The 17,976-nt window shown below is 69.4% G+C and carries 9 protein-coding genes; 8 read left to right on the forward strand and 1 reads right to left on the reverse strand.

Features of this window, described 5'->3' with window-relative positions; genetic code table 11:
* Window positions 1-35 precede the first annotated feature (35 nt).
* Window positions 36-1,934: an ABC transporter ATP-binding protein gene (locus ACIP5Y_RS42865; protein ID WP_400359148.1), complete on the forward strand. Its 1,899-nt coding sequence runs from the start codon at window positions 36-38 to the stop codon at window positions 1,932-1,934.
* The gene (locus tag ACIP5Y_RS42870; protein ID WP_400359150.1) at window positions 1,931-3,667 is read left to right on the forward strand and encodes an ABC transporter ATP-binding protein; all 1,737 of its coding nucleotides are present in this window, start codon (window positions 1,931-1,933) and stop codon (window positions 3,665-3,667) included. Before ACIP5Y_RS42865 ends, ACIP5Y_RS42870 begins: the two co-directional genes overlap by 4 nt.
* Before the next feature lie 86 nt (window positions 3,668-3,753).
* Here the strand turns inward: ACIP5Y_RS42870 and ACIP5Y_RS42875 are convergent, their stop codons facing one another.
* Complete coding sequence (locus tag ACIP5Y_RS42875) at window positions 3,754-4,227, reverse strand: hypothetical protein (RefSeq protein WP_400359152.1); 474 nt, start codon at window positions 4,225-4,227, stop codon at window positions 3,754-3,756.
* Window positions 4,228-4,377: 150 nt separating this feature from the next.
* Here ACIP5Y_RS42875 and ACIP5Y_RS42880 point away from each other — a divergent pair, with 150 nt between their 5' ends.
* Genes ACIP5Y_RS42880 through ACIP5Y_RS42905 form a run of 6 tightly spaced genes read left to right on the forward strand, consistent with a single transcriptional unit; the run spans window position 4,378 to window position 17,754 of the window.
* Window positions 4,378-5,682 (forward strand): SidA/IucD/PvdA family monooxygenase, encoded by a 1,305-nt coding sequence (locus tag ACIP5Y_RS42880; protein WP_400359154.1) that lies wholly within the window; start codon window positions 4,378-4,380, stop codon window positions 5,680-5,682.
* 40 nt (window positions 5,683-5,722) lie between these two features.
* Window positions 5,723-6,664 carry a methionyl-tRNA formyltransferase gene (locus ACIP5Y_RS42885; RefSeq protein ID WP_400359156.1) on the forward strand — a complete coding sequence of 314 codons (942 nt, stop codon included), beginning with the start codon at window positions 5,723-5,725 and terminating at the stop codon, window positions 6,662-6,664.
* Between the two features lie 11 nt (window positions 6,665-6,675).
* A complete protein-coding gene (locus tag ACIP5Y_RS42890) occupies window positions 6,676-10,077 on the forward strand; it encodes an amino acid adenylation domain-containing protein (protein ID WP_400359158.1) in 3,402 nt (1,133 codons plus the stop codon).
* On the forward strand, window positions 10,074-11,048 hold the full coding sequence (locus ACIP5Y_RS42895; protein ID WP_400359160.1) for an ABC transporter substrate-binding protein: 975 nt from the start codon (window positions 10,074-10,076) through the stop codon (window positions 11,046-11,048). Before ACIP5Y_RS42890 ends, ACIP5Y_RS42895 begins: the two co-directional genes overlap by 4 nt.
* A 29-nt stretch (window positions 11,049-11,077) precedes the next feature.
* A complete protein-coding gene (locus ACIP5Y_RS42900; RefSeq protein ID WP_400359162.1) occupies window positions 11,078-12,910 on the forward strand; it encodes a condensation domain-containing protein in 1,833 nt (610 codons plus the stop codon).
* The gene (locus ACIP5Y_RS42905; RefSeq protein ID WP_400359164.1) at window positions 12,907-17,754 is read left to right on the forward strand and encodes an AMP-binding protein; all 4,848 of its coding nucleotides are present in this window, start codon (window positions 12,907-12,909) and stop codon (window positions 17,752-17,754) included. Before ACIP5Y_RS42900 ends, ACIP5Y_RS42905 begins: the two co-directional genes overlap by 4 nt.
* Window positions 17,755-17,976: the final 222 nt, after the last annotated feature.

Consider the following 17,976-nt stretch of genomic DNA (forward strand, 5'->3'; position numbering starts at 1 on the left):
GAGGCGATTCCGATGAGGGTGGAGGAACAGAACTGATGACGGTCGAGGTCGCGCCGCCGAAGGCGGAGGCGAAGCAACGCAAGCAGCGGGAGGCCGCCGCACGCAAGGAGATCATGGCGCCGGTGGCCGGCGTGCTGTCCCTGGCGAGCCTGATCTACGCGGTCGCGTCGGTGTGCGCCGTGGTGCCCTTCCTGCTCATCGTGTCCGCGTGCCGGGAACTGCTGCACTCCCCGGTGGACACCGGCAAGGTGTGGCGGCTGCTGCTGATCGCGGTGCTGGTGCTGGTCGCCCGCGCGATCCTGCAGGCCGCGGTACTGACCTGGACGCACACCGTGGACGCGGGTTATCAGCTGACCCTGCGCCGCTTGCTGGCGGAGAAGCTGACCCGGGTTCCGCTGGGCTGGTTCGGTGTTCGCACCTCGTCCGAGGTGAAGAAGTATCTGCACGACGATGTGGATGCCCTGCATTATCTGGTCGCGCACGCCCGCCTGGATTTCGTCGGCGGCGTGACCATCCCGCTGGTGACGCTCGTCTACCTGTTCACCGTGGACTGGCGGCTGGCCCTGGTCCTGTTGGTGCCGTTGGTGATCTACGCACTGTGCATGCGCGTGATGATGGATGAGGCCGGGCGCGAACGCATTCTGGCCTACAACCTCTCCGAACAGCGCACCCGCGAAGCGACGGTCGAGTTCGTCGACGGCATCCAGGTGGTGCGCGCCTTCGGCCGGGCCGGCAAGGCGCACACCGACTTCCAGGACGCGGTCGAGCATCAGACCGAGAGCCTGCGCCGCTTCAAGGAACCGTACATCCGCGTGCAATCGCTCTCGGATGCCGCGCTGTCCCCGGTCTTCGTACTGCTCCTGGTGGTGCTGGCCGGCCTGGGCTGTGTCGGCGCGGGCTGGATCGAGCCCCTCGACGTACTGCCGTTCCTGCTGGTCGGCCTGGGTCTGGGCAGCTCGCTCATGGGTCTCGGCTATGCCGGGCAAGCACTTCGCACCGCGGGTGACGCGGCCCTGCGCCTGCACGAACTCGTACAAACCCCCGAATTGCCCTCCGGCGCCCCGGAATCCGAAGCGTCTGCCACCGCGGACATGGCGGATGTCTCCGCCGATCGTGTTGCCGCGACAGCTGCATCCGCCGCCGCCCCGGCAGTCGCTGCTGTCGGCGTGGCCGGTGTGCCCGCCGGGACGGTCCGCTTCGAGGCCGTCACCTTCGGCTACCGCGCCGGCCACGAGGTGCTGCGCGGCGTCGATCTGGAGTTGGCGCCCGGCACCCTCACCGCGCTGGTCGGTCCGAGTGGTTCCGGCAAGTCGACGCTGGCCAAGCTGCTGCCGCGCTTCTATGACGTGAATGCGGGCCGGATCACCATCGGCGGCCGCGATATTCGTGATTTCCCGACCGCCGAGTTGTACAAGAGGGTCGGCTTCGTCTTCCAGGATGTCCGGCTGATCCGTGGCAGCATCCGCGAGAACCTGCTGCTGGCGCGTCCCGACGCCGACGATGCGGCGCTGGAGCGCGCGGCCCGCGCGGCCCAGATCCACGATCGCATCGTGGCCCTGCCGCGTGGTTACGACTCGGAGATCGGCGTGGATGCCACGCTGTCCGGCGGTGAGGCGCAGCGGCTTTCGATCGCGCGCACACTGCTGGCCGACACCCCCGTGCTGGTGCTGGACGAGGCCACCGCCTTCGCCGACCCGGAATCCGAAGCGGCGGTGCAGGATGCGCTGGCCGCGCTGGTGGCGGGCCGCACCGTGCTGGTGATCGCGCATCGCCTGCACACGATCACCGGCGTGGATCGAATCCTGGTGCTGGAGAACGGTGTGCTCGCCGAGCAGGGCGATCACGAGTCGCTGCTGGTGGCCGACGGTCTGTATCGGCGGCTGTGGGACATCAATGAGGCGGCGCTGGACGTGGTGTTGGAGGGAACTCGATGATTCGCAAGGTGTTCGCGCTGGTGCCGCGCGCATTCGCGCCACTGATCCCGCGTCTGCTGATCGCGATCGTGCTGCAAGCGCTGTGCCAGTCCGTGGCCTATGTGCTGCTGGTGCCGGTGTTGAAGGCGTTGTTCGACGGTGATACCGGTACGGCGTGGCGCTGGGCGATCGGCCTGGCGGCGGCGGTGGCGGGTGTGATCGGATTCGGTTTCGCCCAAGCGGTTTACGGCCTGCGCATCGGTGTGGGGATGCAGCAGGGCCTGCAGACCCGCCTGGGGAATCATCTGAATGCCTTGCCGCTGGGCTGGTTCGAGACCCGCAATGCCGGTGAGCTGTCCCGTCTCGCGGTGGACAATGTGCGCGAGGTGCAGCGGCTGATCGCGTATCTGCTGGGCCCGATCCTGGCCGGTGTGATCGTGCCGCTGGGTGTCGCGGTGGGCATGTTGTTCGTGGATTGGCGGATCTCGCTCGCCATGTTCGTCGCCGCGCCGGTGCTGTATCTGGTGAATCTGTGGGCGAATCGCTCGTATGCGGCCGCGGATGAGCAGTTGCACGAGGCGTCGGCGGAAGCCAATGCGCGAGTGCTGGAGTTCTCGCAGGTGCAGCCGGTGCTGCGGTCCTTCGGCGCGGTGGGCGCGGGCAACAAGGCCCTCGATGCCGCGCTGGTTCGGCAGCGGAAGGCGGTGTCCGGCTTGCTGTTCGCGAGTGTGCCGGGCCTGATCGTGTTCTCGCTGTGTGTGCAGGCCGTGTTCCTGGTGCTGGTGTATCTGGTGGTCGGCTGGGTGACCGGCGGCGCCATCTCGGCGGCCGCGGCGATCGCATTGATCGCGGTCTCGGCGCGCTTCATCGAGCCGTTGACGCAGGCGGCGACGTTGGGCGGCGCGCTGCGCATGGCGACCTCGGCGGCCGATCGGGTATCGGCGCTACTGGCCGAACCGACGCTGCCGCAGCCGGATTCGGAGGTGACCCCGGGCGCTCCCGCGGTGGTCTTCGACAAGGTGAGCTTCGGCTACAGCACCGGTGACGAGGTGCTGTCGGAGCTGTCGTTCACCGTTCCGGCGGGCACCACCACCGCGATCGTGGGTCCGAGCGGCGCCGGTAAGTCGACGGTGCTGCGGTTGGCGGCGCGTTTCCACGATGTGGGTGCGGGCCGGGTGCTGGTGTCCGGCAATGATGTTCGCGAGCAGCCGTCGCCGACCCTGCTGGGTCAGGTGTCGCTGGTGTTCCAGAATGTCTATCTGTTCAATCGCTCGGTGCTGGAGAACATTCGCGCCGGTCGCCCCGATGCCACCGATGCGGAGGTGCGGCGCGCGGCCGCCGCGGCGCGGGTCGACGAGATCGCCGAGCGTCTCCCGGAAGGCTGGGACACCCTGGTCGGTGAGGGCGGCGCCGGCTTGTCCGGCGGTGAGCGGCAACGAGTGTCGATCGCCCGCGCCTTGCTCAAGGATGCGCCGGTGGTGCTGCTCGACGAGGCCACCAGCGCCCTCGATCCGCAGAGCGAGGCTGTGGTGGTCCGTGGCATTCACGAGTTGACCCGGGACCGCACGGTCATCGTGGTGGCGCATCGTCTGGCCACCATCGCGCACGCCGATCAGATCCTGTTCATGGAGGCGGGCCGCATCGTCGAACGCGGCACGCACGATGAGCTCCTGGCCCTCGACGGCCGCTACGCCGCGTTCTGGAACGAACGCACCCGCGCCGCGGGCTGGCGCCTGGAAGCCGCCCCGGCCTGACCGTTACGCGAAAGGCCCCGGAGCGGTTGCTCCGGGGCCTGCACGGCATTGCCGGGCGCCGTTGTGGCGCTGCCGATTACGCGTTGTCAGATGGTGCAGCCGAGGCCGGCGTAGTAGGCGATGGTGCACTCGGAGTCCTTGGTGAGCTTCCAGGTGCCGTCGATTTCGCGCCAGGTCAGTTCGATGTTCGGGAAGGTGCCGTAGCCGGCGACGCTGACCTGGAGGTTGGCGGTGGTGGTGTCGCCGTTGGTGCTGACGGGTCCGGCGAGGTTCCACTCGAGGCTGGGCACGGTGTTCATGACACCGCCGATCTGGTCGAGCAGTGGCAGTCCGGCTTCACCCGCTTCGAGCTGGTTGGCGCGGTCGCTGCGGGAGCCGCCGGTGTTGAGCAGCAGCTGCAGTTGGGACTGCAGGTCGCCCAGGCCGGGCTGGGCGGCGCGGATCGGGGCGGCGATCGGCAGGGCCTGGGCCGGTGCGCCGGCCGCGACCGTGAGTCCGCCGAGGGTGGCGGCGACAGCGATAACCGCTGCTCCCAGCTTTTTTCGGGTGGTGGTGCGCATGTGTTCATCCCATCGTCGTGGTCGGTGAGCCCGCGAGCGGTGCTCTGGCCATACCCTGCAATATAAGGTAAGCCTATGCAAACATAGGAGGGGATCCCCGCCGCTGTGACGCGATCGCCAGGCGGTCGAGAGAGAGTGAGTGTGAACCCGGTGAAGACACTTCTGGTCGTCGGTGCGGGCCCGAAAGCCCTTGCGGTTGCCGCGAAAGCGCACGTCCTGCGCGAATTGGGATTGCCGGCGCCGCGCGTCGTGGTGGTCGAAGCGCATGCGGTGGGTGGCAATTGGCTGCCCAGCGGCGGCTGGACCGACGGCCGGCACCGGCTCGGCACCAGCCCGGAGAAGGATGTGGGCTTCCCGTACCACTCGACCTGGGCGCGCGGCCGCAATCGCGAGATCGATGCGGCCATGCAGGCGTTCAGCTGGACGTCGTTCCTGGTGGATCAGGGTGGTTACGCGGAGTGGATCGATCGCGGCCGGCCCAGCCCGCAGCATCACGTGTGGGCCAAGTACCTGCAGTGGGTCGGGCACCGGAGCGACCTGGAACTCGTGCAGGGACGCGTGAATTCGATCGCACCCGCCGCCGACGGCTGGCTGGTCTCGGTGACCGACGCGGACGGCGTGCTCAGCCAGCTGGATGCGGACGAGCTGATGATCACCGGTCCGGGCCGCAGCAGCGGGACCCTCGCCGAGCATCCGAAAGTGCTGAGCATCGCGGCCTTCTGGGAGCTGGCGGGCCGCCGTGAACTGCCGGTGTCCTCGCGGGTCGCGGTGATCGGCGGCGGTGAGACCGCGGGTTCGGCGCTGGACGAGCTGGTCCGGCACGAAATGCTGACGGTGTCGGTGATCTCGCCGATGGCCACCCTGTACACCCGTGGCGAGAGCTTCTTCGAGAATTCGCTCTACAGCGATCCCGCCAAGTGGGCCGGGCTGAGTGTGGATCAGCGGCGCGATGTCATCCGCCGCACCGATCGCGGGGTGTTCTCGGTGCGCGTGCAGGAGAGTCTGCTGGGCGACAACCGCGTGCATCACTTGCAGGGCCGGGTCGTGCGGGTGGCCGACGAGGGTGCGGGTGTGGCTCTCACGCTTCGCAATTCGCCCCGCCCCGATCAGGTGCACACCTTCGATCTGGTGGTGGATGCGACCGGTGGGCAACCGCTGTGGTTCCTGGACCTGTTCGATTCCGATGCCGCGGATCTGCTGGAGCTGGCGGTGGGGGGCCCGGTGACGCAGTCGCGCATCGAGACGGCGATCGGCTATGACCTGGCTGTTTCCGGTCTGGAGTCGAAGTTGTTCCTGCCGAACCTGGCCGCCCTGACGCAGGGTCCGGGCTTCCCGAATCTCAGCTGCCTGGGCGAACTCTCGGATCGTGTGCTGCGGTCGGCAAGAGTAGCTACTAGTGAGCAAGCACACCGTGCGAGCGGGGTGGGGTCGGAACCCGCGCGGGCCGGTTCCTAGGCTAGGCTTGCCTTACTTAGAGGAGATGAGGTTCGGTTCAATGCGTATCGTGTCGTTCGGCTTCCAGACCTGGGGACGGAAAACCCTGCAGGCCCTGATCGATTCGGAGCACGAGGTGGTGCTCGCGGTCACCCACCCGGCCAGCGAATCGTCCTACAAGGCCATCTTCAATGATTCGGTCGAGGAGCTGGCCCGCGAGCACGGCATTCCGGTGCATCTCACCGAGCGCGCCGACGCCGAGACCATCGACCTCGTCAAGCGCGCGGAACCCGATGTGATCGTGGTGAACAGCTGGTACACCTGGATGCCGCCGGAGCTGTACAAGCTGCCCCCGCACGGCACCCTGAACCTGCACGATTCGCTGCTGCCCAAGTTCACCGGCTTCTCCCCGGTGCTGTGGGCGCTGATCAGCGGCGCCGAGGAATTCGGCCTCACCGTGCACCGCATGGACGAGCAGCTGGACACCGGCGACATCCTGGTGCAGCACCGCCTCACCATCCCCGCCGACGCCACCGGCCCCGAACTGGTGCGCGCCGGAATGGAATTGATCCCCGGCGCGGTGCACGAGGCGCTGCGCGCGCTGGAGAGCGGCACCGCGGAATGGCAGCCGCAGAACAAGGCCGAACGCACCTACTTCCACAAGCGCTCGGATCGTGACAGCCGCATCGACTGGTCCTGGGACGCGGTCGATCTGGAGCGTTTCGTGCGCGCGCTGGCCGCCCCGTACCCGCCCGCCTTCTCCTTCTATCGTGGTGAGCGCGTCGAGGTGCTGGCCGCCCGCGTCTCCGAGGCCCGCTACGGCGGCACCCCCGGCCGGGTGATCGTGCAGGAGGACGGCGGCGCCGTGGTGTGCGGCCCCAATCCGCGGCACGGCCACAATCACGGCCTGGTGATCACCCGGGTGCGCACCGCCGACGGTGTGGAGCGCGACGGCGCCGAATTCTTCGTGCGCGGCGGCTATCTCACCGACACCCCCGAATGAGACGGGCCGTCATGCCGGCCGCCGCCGAGGAGACCGAGACGGAGATGCGCCGCCCACTCTCCCCGGGTCAGCGCCGGGCCTGGTTCCTCCAGACTCGCGAACCCGCGGACACCAGCCTGAATGTGGCCGTGACCTACCGCTTGACGGGCGCCCTGGACACGGCCCTGCTGCGCGCCGCCGTCGGTGAGGTGGTGGCCCGCCACGAAATCCTCCGCACCACTTACGGTGCCACGAACGGCGAGCCCTACCAGGTGGTTTCCCTCGAAGCAGCCCCGGACTGGCGCGAGGACGACCTCTCGAACCTGAGCCCCGTCCGCCGCGCCCGCCGCGCCGAAGTCCTCATCCGCCGCGTCTGCGCGGAACCCTTCGACCCGGCCGCCACCCCGCCCATCCGCTTCGCCCTCTTCCGCACGGGCGCAGACGAATTCGCCTTCGTCCTGGTCGCGCACGCCCTCTGCTGGGACGACGAGTCCTGGGAGATCTTCGCCCGCGACCTCACCACCGCCTACAACGGCCGCCTCCCCGCAGCCCCCGCCACCCCCTACACCGCTATCGCCCTGCCCGGCACTCACCCGCCCGACCCCGGCACTGCCGTGCCGTTCCGCGAAAACCGCTCCGGCGATGACCGCGTGAGCGATTCGGTGTCTTCCGGCGCGACCGACTTCGCGAGTGATGCCGGCGTGCGTGATTCGGTGGTCGCCGGCGCGACCGGTTACCTACGCGATGTCCGCGTGGCCGCATCGGCCGCTGCCGACTCGAATGCGGCGGATTTCGTTGTGAGTGAGATGGATCCGGACGCGCGGGCTCTCGAGTTCTGGCGCGGGGCATTGTCACCGCTGCCGGAGCCGCTGGAGCTGCCCGGCCGTGCGGGGGCCGAGACGGAACGTGCGCAGCGGTCCGCGCGGGAGTTGCCGCGGGAGCTGGTGACCCGCGTGGACGAGTTCGCGGAAGAGTGTGGGCTGACGCCGTTCGCGGTGCTGCTGGCCGCGTTCGAGGTGCTGACGCACCGCTACACCGGGGCCGTCGATTTCCTCGTGTCGGTGCCGGTGAGCACGCGTGACGAGCAGTCGGCGCCGAGTCGTGCGAGCGCGCCGATCGGGTACTTCGGCAACAGTGTGCTGGTGCGTGCGGGCGTCGATTCGAATACCGCGTTCCAGGATTTCGTCGCGGGCGTGAGTGATTCGTGGCGGCAGGCCGAGTCCCATGGGCGGGTCGGGATCGATCGGGTGGTGCACGCGGTCAATCCCGAGCGCAGTGTGGATCGGGACGGGCTGGATCATCTGGTGCGGCTGGGGTTCGGGGTGCGCAAGGCGCCGACCGGTCCCGCGCTGGACGGTGTCGGCGCCGAGCGGCTGGAGCTGGGGAGTCCCGCGCCGCGGGTGTCCTTGCGGCTCACCGTGGTTCGCGATGGTGACGGCGCTTATCTGGAGGCCGAGTACCGCACCGGGTCTTTCGCGCCGGAGCTGATCGATCGGCTGCTGACCCACTATGTGCGGTTGCTGGCCGAGGGTGTGGCCCTGCCGGATCGCCGGCTGGGTGAGCTCGACATGCTCGGTGTGACCGAGCGGGCGGAACTGCTGGCGCTGTCGCATGGTGATCGCTCGGCGCTGCCGCCGACCACGCTGGTGGCGTTGTTCGAGGAGCGCGCGCACGCGGCGGCCGCCGCGGTCGCGCTGGTCGCGCCGCAGGTGTCCGGCGATATCGAACTGACCTACCGTGCCTTGAATCGCCGCGCGAATCGCCTGGCGCACTGGCTGATCGGTCAAGGTGTCGGCGCGGAGGATGTGGTCGCGCTGCGGCTGTCGAACTCGGTGGAGTTCGTGGTGGCGGTGCTGGCGGTGCTCAAGTCGGGTGCGGCGTATCTGCCGATCGACCCGGCGTATCCGGATGAACGCATCGATTTCCTGATCTCCGATGCGAATCCGCGTCTGGTCTTGGGTCGGGTGGAGTTGGATGCGGCCGAGGAGCAGGCCACCGGGTTCGGTGCGCAGGATCCGTCGGATGCCGATCGGGTGCGACCGCTGCGGCCGGGCAATCTGGCCTATGTCATCTACACGTCCGGTTCGACGGGCCGCCCGAAGGGTGTGCCGGTCAGCCATGCCGCGATCGCCGATCATCTGGTCGGATTCACCGCCCAGTGGGGTATGACGGCCGAGGATCGCCTGCTGCAATCCTCCTCGGTGAGTTTCGACGCCTCGCTGCTGGATGTGTTCGTGACATTGACTCTCGGTGCGCGCCTGGTCATTCCGCGTCCGGGTGGTTTCGCCGATCTCGCGTACATCGCGGGCCTGATGTCGCGGTACGGCATCACGGTGCTGCATATGGTGCCGTCGCTGCTGCGCACCTTCCTGTCGATGCCGCAGGTGAGTGATTGGCGCACTCTGCGTTTCGTCCCGGTGGGCGGTGAGGCGCTGCTCGGTGAGATCGCCGACCGTTTCGCGGGCGTGCTGGATGCCGAACTGCGCAATCACTACGGCCCGACCGAGGCCGTGGTGAGCTCCACCCATATGCCGGTGGAGGGCCCGCAGGGCAGTCGCATCGTGCCGATCGGCCGCCCGAACCGCAATGTGGACCTGTATCTGCTCGACGACCGGCTGCGCCTGGTCCCGCCGGGTGTGATCGGTGAGATCTACCTGGGCGGACCGCAATTGGCGCGCGGCTATCTGGACCGTCCGCCCGCGACAGCGGAGCGTTTCGTGGCGGACCCGTTCCGCCCCGCCTCCCCGGGCTTCCCGGGTGCGCGCCTGTATCGCACCGGTGACCTGGCCCGCCGCGATCTCGACGGTGAACTCGAATTCGTGGGCCGCGCCGACGAACAGGTGAAGGTGCGCGGCTACCGCATCGAACTCGGTGAGGTGCAGGCTGCTCTCACTTCGCATCCGGAGGTGCGCGACTGTGTGGTGATACTGGCCGGTGATGCCGCCGTAGGCCCCCTGCTCGCCGCCTACCTGGTCCCCGAATCCGGTGCGGTGCAGGTGGAGTCGGTACGTGCGCACGCGGCCGCCGCGCTGCCCGAATACATGGTGCCCACGGCCTTCGCGGTGATCGACGCGATTCCGCTGACCGAGCACGGCAAGCTGGATCGCCGCGCCCTGCCCGAGCCGGTGCGGGTGACCGCGCTGCCGTATCGGGAGCCGGTGACCGGCACCGAGATCCGGCTGGCCGCCCTGTACGGCCGGTTGCTCGGCCGGGACACGGTCGGCGCGGATGATTCGTTCTTCGAACTCGGCGGCCATTCGCTGCTGGCCAATCAGCTGGCGGCGCGGATCCACGCCGAGTTCGGGTTCGAGATCGATGTGCGGGCGGTGTTCGACACCCCATCGGTCTGCGGCCTGGCCGCCGTACTGGAGGCCACAGCAGTTTCGAGGACCGCGGGGTCCTCGTTCACCGGATTCGAGGAGCGAGCGGAATGAGAACAGGTCGACTGCGAGGACTGGTGCGTCGCGCCGGATTCGGCGTGCTGGCAATGGGACTCGTGATCGGCGTGGCGGCGTGCGGATCCGGTGACGGCGACAGCGGGTCCGGTGGCGGATCGATCACGGTCGAGCATGTGATGGGCAAGACCGAGATTCAGGGCGTGCCCAAGCGGGTGGTGGCGCTCGGCCCGCAGTGGCTGGACGCGGTGCTGTCGCTGGGCGTGACCCCGGTCGGCTATGTGGTGCCGGGGCTGGTGTCCTCGGTGCCGTGGGAGCCGAAGATCCCGGATTCTGCCAAGCGCATCGACATGTCCGGTGATTTCAGCGAGCAGATCGCCGCCTTGAACCCGGATCTCATTGTGGCGCCGTCGTTCATGGCCGATCGCGCCACCTACGACAAGCTGTCCAAGCTGGCGCCGACCATCGATTCGCTGTCCAGCGCGCAGATCGATCCGTGGCAGGACCAGGTGACCACGCTGGGCAAGGTGCTGCACAAGGACGCCGAGGCGGCCAAGGTCGTCGCCGAGGTGAACGGCAAGATCGACGCGGTGGCCGCGAAGCATCCGGGCCTGAAGGGCAAGACCTTCCTGACCTGCATGCTCACCGGTCCGCAGCAGTTGATGGTGCTGGCCGATCCCAAGGACGGTTCGGCCGCGCTGTTCGAGCGCCTGGGTATGACCATGCCGGAGAAGATCGTGGCCGAGGCCCCTTCGGGTGGCCGGTTGGCGCTGTCGCCGGAACGCCTGAGTGACCTCACCTCCGATCTGCTGGTGTGCGGTGCGATGCCCGCTTTCGAAGCCAAGTTCAAGGAACTGCCGGGCTACAACGATCTGCCCGCGGTGCGCCACAACGGCATCGCGTTCGTCGACGTGGTTGCCATCAATGCCATCAATCAGCCGACGGCGCTGTCGGTGCCGTACGTGCTGGAAAAGCTGGAACCGACGTTCGCGAACGTCGCCGGCAGCTAGTCGCCGGAAGCCAGGAAGGACTTCTCGTCATGACCCTCGATACCTCCGCCGCGCCCGCCCGGTCCACCGATGGCGCCGCGAACCGGTCCGCCGAGCGTGGCGCGCCGTTGTCGCCGGCGCAGCAGGCCGCGCTGCTGCCCGAGCGGCTGGCGCGCACGGCCGCCGCCAATGTGTATGTGGCCCTGGAGTTCCCGGCCGAACTGGCGGACGGCGTGGTCGAGCGGTCGGCCGCACTGCTGGCCGGTCACGAGATCCTGCGCACGATCTACCCGGATGATCGCCGGGTGCCGTACCAGCGGGTCGAGGCCGCGCCGGACACGTCCGTCGAGACGGTCGCGATCGAGGCCCTGGCCCTGCCCGCGGCGCTCATGGTCGATGCCGGGCACCGTTTCGACCTGGCCCGGGATGTGCCGATCCGGATGCGGCTATACCGGTTGACCGATCGGGCGGTGCTGTCCATCGCCGTGCATCCGGTCGCCGCCGACGACCGCACCCTGGACCTGCTGGTAGCGCGCCTGTTCGGCGCTGCCCCGGTCGAGCCGGCCGCGCAGTACCGCGATTTCGCGGCCGCCCAGATGAAACTCCTGGCAGCCGAGGACGATTCACTGGCCTACTGGAAGCAGCGCCTGGCCGGCCTGCCGGACCAGCTGCTGCCCCTGCGCGAGCGACCGCAGACCCCGCGCAGCGCCCGCGCCGTGCTGCAGATCCCGGCCGCGGTGCTCGCCGCCCTGCCCTCCGAACCCGATGCCGTGCTCACCGCGCTGGTAGCGGACACCCTGCGGGAACTCGGTGCCCCGTCGGATGTTCCGATCGGCCTCGCCGACCCCGCCCGCCCCGAGGGCGCGGCCGACGTGCTCGGCAACTTCGCCAACTACCTGGTGGTGCGGGTGGACTCGCCGCGCGGCGGCGCCCCGTGGCAGCTGGTCACCGACGCCGCGAACCTCCTGGACGAGGCCCGTGCGCACGCCGGTACCCGCATCGAACGCCTGACCCACCAACTGCGCGGACCGGGCGGCGCCGCCAAGGGCGGCCTCTTCCAGGTCCTGGTCTCGGTGCGCAGCGCCACGCTCGAATTCGGTACTGCCGGAGGAATTCTCGATGGCGCCGTGACCCGGCCGGACACCGGTGACGCGCTCGCTGCGGCCGGGGCCGGCAGCGCGACGAGTGCCGCCGACGCCGCGGCCGCCGGTATCGTGCGCGAGATCGTTCGCGGCGGTGGCATCGCGGGTCAGGGCGGGGTGCGCGAGGTTGCGCGGGCCGCCGCCCGCCCGCACGGTGTGGACCTGGTCGTGGACGCCATTGTCGGCCCCGAGGGCTGGACGGTGACCGTCGATCTCGCCGAGGAGTTGTCACGCCGCCACTCCGCCGAGGAGTTCGCGCGGCAGCTGCGGGAGACCGTCGAATCCTGGTCCGCCGCACCCGATGTCGCATCGGGCACCGAGATCCCGGTGCAGCCGTGCGACTGGTTCATCACCGGCGACGATGACCTCGCGCTGGATCCGCTGGCCATCTCCGGTCTCGGTGGTCCGCCGCAGACCCCGGCCGAGCAGGCCGTCGCCGATGCGCTGCGCGAGATTCTCGAACTCGACGAGGACGACGAGATCGGCCGGGAGGACAACTTCTTCGCGCTCGGCGGCGACAGTGTGGCCGCGCTGCGCTTCGTCACCGTGCTCGCCGAACGCGGTCACCTCCTGGATGTGCAGCAGGTCTTCGAATTCCCGGCCGTGCACGAGATGGCCGCCAACCTGACCGGCGCCGACACCGCGACCCCCGCCCCGGCCGCCGAGGTGGCCCCGCTGGCGGCCTCCGGACTCGACGCGGCCGCGCTGGCCGCCCTGACCGGGAAGCTCGCCGGCCGGTGAGCGTGGAGATTCTCGACGTCGTCGCGCTGTCCCCGCTGCAGCGCGGCCTGTATTCGGTCAGCGCCATGTCCGGCGAGGTGGACCCCTACCTGGTCACATTCTCGGTGCGCATCGAGGATCTGACCGACTTGTCCACGCTCCGTACCGCATTCGACGGCCTGCTGGAGCGCTATCCGCACCTGGGTGGCGCGGTCCTGACCGACGGCCTGCCGCATCCGGTGCTGGTCATGACCACGGCCGGCCGAATCGGCTGGCGTGAGCTGGATCTCCGCTCGGCCGCCGACCCGGAAGCGGCTGCGCGGCAACTGTATTGGGACGAAGGCCGTCGCCGCCTGGACCTGGACAGCGGACCCCTGTTCCGGGTTGTCGCTGCCCGCGTCGGCGAGCACGCCTACGAACTCGTGTGCACCGCACACCACATCATCATCGACGGCTGGTCCATCCCGCTGCTCTTCGCGGATCTCATTGCCCTGCACTCGGATACGGCCGGGACCCTGCCACCTGCCCCGCCCCTGCGCGCCCACGCCGCCTGGCTGGCGGCCCGCGACACCGAAGCCTCGATCCGGGTATGGCAGCAGGCCTTGGCCGACCTCGCCCCCATGGCCATGCTCGCCGCCCCCGCACCCGCCGATATCCCGGCGCTGGGCGAAGCCTGTCTGGACCGTGCGGCCACCGAGCAGGTGACAGCCTGGGCGCGCAGCCACGGCCTCACCCTGAACACGGTCCTCCAAATGGCCTGGGCCCGTATCCTTTCGGGTTTCACCGGCCGCGACGACGTGGTCTTCGGTCAGACCACGTCCGGCCGTGACGCCTCCCTGCCGGACGCCGATCGCCTGGTCGGCGCATTGGTCACCACCATCCCCGTGCGAGTGCGCCTGGACCAGCGCGCCCCCGCGGAGATCGGCGCGGCTCTGCAACGCGAAGTCGCCCACCTCCGCTCCCACGAATACCTGGGCATCGCGGACATCACCCGCCACACCGGCGGCAACCAGCTCTTCGACACCCTCCTGGTCTTCGAGAACACCCCGATGGGCGCCGTCACCGCCGACATGCCCATGGGCCGCGGCGCCCGCCTCCAACCCCGCCGAGTCGACTCCCCGAGCCACTACCCGATCGCAGTGGTCCCGGTAGTCGAACACGGCGAACTCATCACCCGCGTAGAAGTCCGCCCCGACCTGACAGCCCGTTTCGACCCCGACCGCCTGGCCCACCGCATGCTCGCGGTAGTCGAGCGAATCGTCGCCGCCCCCAATGCCGCCGATATGAGCCTCCTTCTGGCGGACGAACCCGCCGAACTGACTTCCGCGGTACCGCAAGCGATCAGCGACATCGATGCGGATTCGAACAATTCGGATGGCGCACCACGAGTCGAATCCTCCGAGGAGCCGGCCGAATCCGCAGTCCTCGCCGGGACCGCTTCTCCCTTCACGTCCGCGGCGGGTGGCCTCGGCGTGTCCGATGTCTTGCTCGCGGCCGCCGGCCGAGCGGGCGACGCGGTCGCGGTGGTCGACGGGGCGGGTGAACAGACCTTCGCCGAATTCGCCACCGCGGTCCGTACCTTGGCCGCGCAGCTCCGGGAGAGCGGGCTGCGCCCGGGCGCGGCCGTCGCCGTCGTGCTGCCGCGCGATCGCCGAGTACTGCACGCGCCCTTCGCCATCGCCCATGCCGGTGGTCTGTGCGTGCACGTGGATCCGGGCACTCCGCCCGACCGCCTGGCCTACCTGCTGGAAACCTCCGGCGCCCGCCTGGTTCTCGGTGACGAGGTGCTGATGGACGTGCTGGTGCAGGTCCGGGCGCAGGGCGTGGAATGCGTGCACGGTGTCACGACCGGCGACGGCGCACTCCACCTCCTCGGTTTCGGTGCGGACGACCTGTCGTCCGCGGGCGGCAATGCTCTGCGGACGTCTGGTGCCGATGCCGCGGGGCCCTGCGGCGACGGTGTGAAGCCGGGCGGGTCGCTCGGCACCGCAGTGCCGGTCGGCAGCGCGAATGGCGAAGTGGCGCAGCCCGGCTCGGGCGCGCGCATCACTCCGGACGCAGCGGCAGTGGCGACGCCCGATACGCCTCTCTATGTCATCTTCACCTCCGGTACCACGGGGCGCCCGAAAGGTGTTGTGGTGCCGCATCGTGCGCTGCTCAATCACTGGGCGAACCATGAGCGGCGGATCTTCGCGCCGGCGGCCGCGCGGGTGGGGCGGCAGTTGCGGATCGGGCACGGGTGGTCGACGGGGTTCGACGCGGCGTGGCAGCCGACCGTTGCACTGCTCAGTGGGCATACCGTGGTGATGCTGGGGGAGCAGGCGCGTACGGATGCGGAGCAGATCGCGGCGGCCATCAGCGGGCAGGGGATCGATATCTTCGATACCTCGCCGTCGATGCTGGCGCGGCTCATCGCTTTCGGGTTGTTCACCGAGCGGGATGGTGTGGAGCATTGTGCGCTGGCGGTGCTGGCGCTGGGTGGTGAGGCCATCGATCCGGATACCTGGAGGCGGTTGCAGCGGCTGCCGGAGACTCGGGTCATCAACTTCTACGGGCCCACCGAAGCCACCGTGGAAGCCTTGATGGCCGATGTGCACGACCATGTTTCGCCCACCATCGGCCGCACCTTCGACGGGATGACCGCCGAGGTGCTGGACCATCGCTTGCGCCCGGTGCCGCCGGGTGGACTGGGCGAGTTGTATCTTTCGGGCCCGCAGCTGGCGCTCGGATACTTGGGCCGTCCGGGCACCACGGCCGCCGCCTTCGTGGCCGGCCCGGCTGGAAGGCGTTACCGCACCGGCGATCTCGTACGCCGCGCGGTCGATGGCACCGTGATCTACGAGGGGCGCATCGACAGCCAGGTGAAGATCAACGGCTACCGCGTCGAACCCGACGAGGCGGCGGTGGTGCTCCGCGAACTCGACGGCGTCGAGCACGCGGCAGTCCTCGCCTACATCGACAACGGCCGCACCCGCCTGGGCGCGCTCGTGGTCAGCGAGGTCCCGGTCCCGCGCCTGCGCGCCGGTCTGGCCCGGCGGCTCCCGCGCTTCCTGGTGCCCACCCGCATCGTCCCGGTCGCCGAAATTCCGTTGAACCGCAACGACAAATTGGATGTGCACGCCGCCACCGCCCTGCTCACCGCCCCGGTGGCCGGAGCGCGCGGGACCGAACCGGCCACCGGCACCGAACGCACCCTGCTCGGCGTCCTGTCGGCCCTGAGCGCCGCGAACGCCGGAGCCGGGCCCGGCATCACCGACAGCCTGGTCGATCTGGGTATCGACAGCATCGGCGTCATCGACCTCGTATCCCGTTTGCGCGGCGCCGGTTTCCGAGTGGCCGCCCGGGATGTCCTGGCCGCGGGCGATCTCCGCGAACTGGCGGCCCGCCTGGACGAACTCGCGGCGGGCGGCGCCGACGAGGAAGCCGCACCGGTCACCCCGGCAGGCACAGTCCTCCCGCTGACCGCCCTGGCCCGCGAGATCATCGCGAACGGCAACTACCGATATCTGGCCCAGTCCCAGGTGATCTCGCTCCCAGCGGACGCGACGCCGGAGGCAGTGGCGGATCGCCTGGCCGCGCTGGCCACCGCCCACCCGGCCTTGCGCTCGCGACTGATCTGGAGCACAGCCTCCGACACCGTGGCGGATCGCGGGTCGACGTCGATCGCGGCCGAGGCATCCCGCCTGGCAATCGACGTACCCCGCTCGGCGGGCGACACATCGGTCCAGTCGGGCGACTCCTTGATCCCGGCGGGCGAATCTCTGGTCCTGGCAGGCGGACGGCCAGGATCGGCACCGGGTGCCGGTGGGGGCGCGACACCCGGCGGCAGCGGCACGCCGGCGCTGTTGGTCGAGGAGTCGCCGGAGGCCGGGTCCTGGTTGCGCGTCGGATCCGGAACCGGCTCATCCGCAACGCATCTGGCGGAGACGGTTGCTCGGCTGGATCCCGAGGCCGGTCGCATGGTGGCCGCGACGATCCTGGAGGGGCCACAGCCGCGGTTGCTCTTGTCGGTCCATCACCTGGCGGTGGACGTTGTCTCGTGGCTCATCGTGGCGGACGATCTGCGTCGTATGGCGCAGGGCGAGGTTCCGCCGAACGAGACTCCGTACGGCGAGACCGATTCGGTGGCAATTACTTCCGGCGCCGAGGTACTGGGCACACCGCTGGCCGGGCGGCTCACGGATCCGGCTACCGACCGCGCGGGGAATGTCGTGCAGCGGGTGGTCGAGTTCGGCCCGGAACGTACCGCGGAGCTGCTCGCGCGTTGTGCGGAGGCGGAGGTCGGACTCGAGGATGCGCTGATCCTGGCGTGCGCCGGGACTTTCCCCGATATCGCGGACGCGGCGGATCGGATCGCCATCACCCGGGAATCCCACGGCCGCCCGGCCGAGGACGACTCGCGTCGCGTCGGCTGGTTCACGGTCGAAGAGACGGTGCTGGTCCCGGTCGAGGAGGCTGGGGCTTGGACGCCGGCCGATGTTCTCCCGGATCTGTCGGATCGGACGTTCGCGGCGCGAGGTCAGTTGCGGCTGAATCATCTGGGGCGCTTCGATGTGCTGCAGTTCGGTTCCGGGCCGTGGTCTCCGGTGCCGCTGGCCGAGTTCACGAGTGAGTTCGGGGTGGCGGCGCATCCGGATCTGCCGTTGCGGTTCACCGTGGATGTCACCACGGCTGTGGTGCCGCGGGCGGATGGTCCTTCGCTGGTGGCGCAGTTCGATGTGAACGCGGCCGTCCTGGACGAATCCGCGGTGGATGCCCGGGTCGCGCGCTGGAATGCCGTGCTGTCGGGATTCGCGGGAATGGCGTCCGATCTTGCCGGGGTGGCCGCCGATTCGAGGGCATCCGAGGAGTCGCGCGTGGGTTGATCCCGCGTCGGAGAGCCGCCGCGCGGAGCGGTCAACGGGGTCCGTGGGACAGGTCGTCCCCCGGGCCCCGTCGGCGTATTCGCTTGTCAGAGGCATGAAGTGAACAGTTTAGGTAAGCCAAACCACACCGCTGTACCCGGTGGGTAACCATGGGCTACCATCCCAGAAAGGTTAGGCAAGCCTTTCCTACTGCACGGGATGACGGCTGACTGTTCGCTGATG

The sequence above is a fragment of the Nocardia sp. NPDC088792 genome, from assembly GCF_044750615.1.
In the GTDB taxonomy this organism is placed as follows: Bacteria; Actinomycetota; Actinomycetes; order Mycobacteriales; family Mycobacteriaceae; genus Nocardia.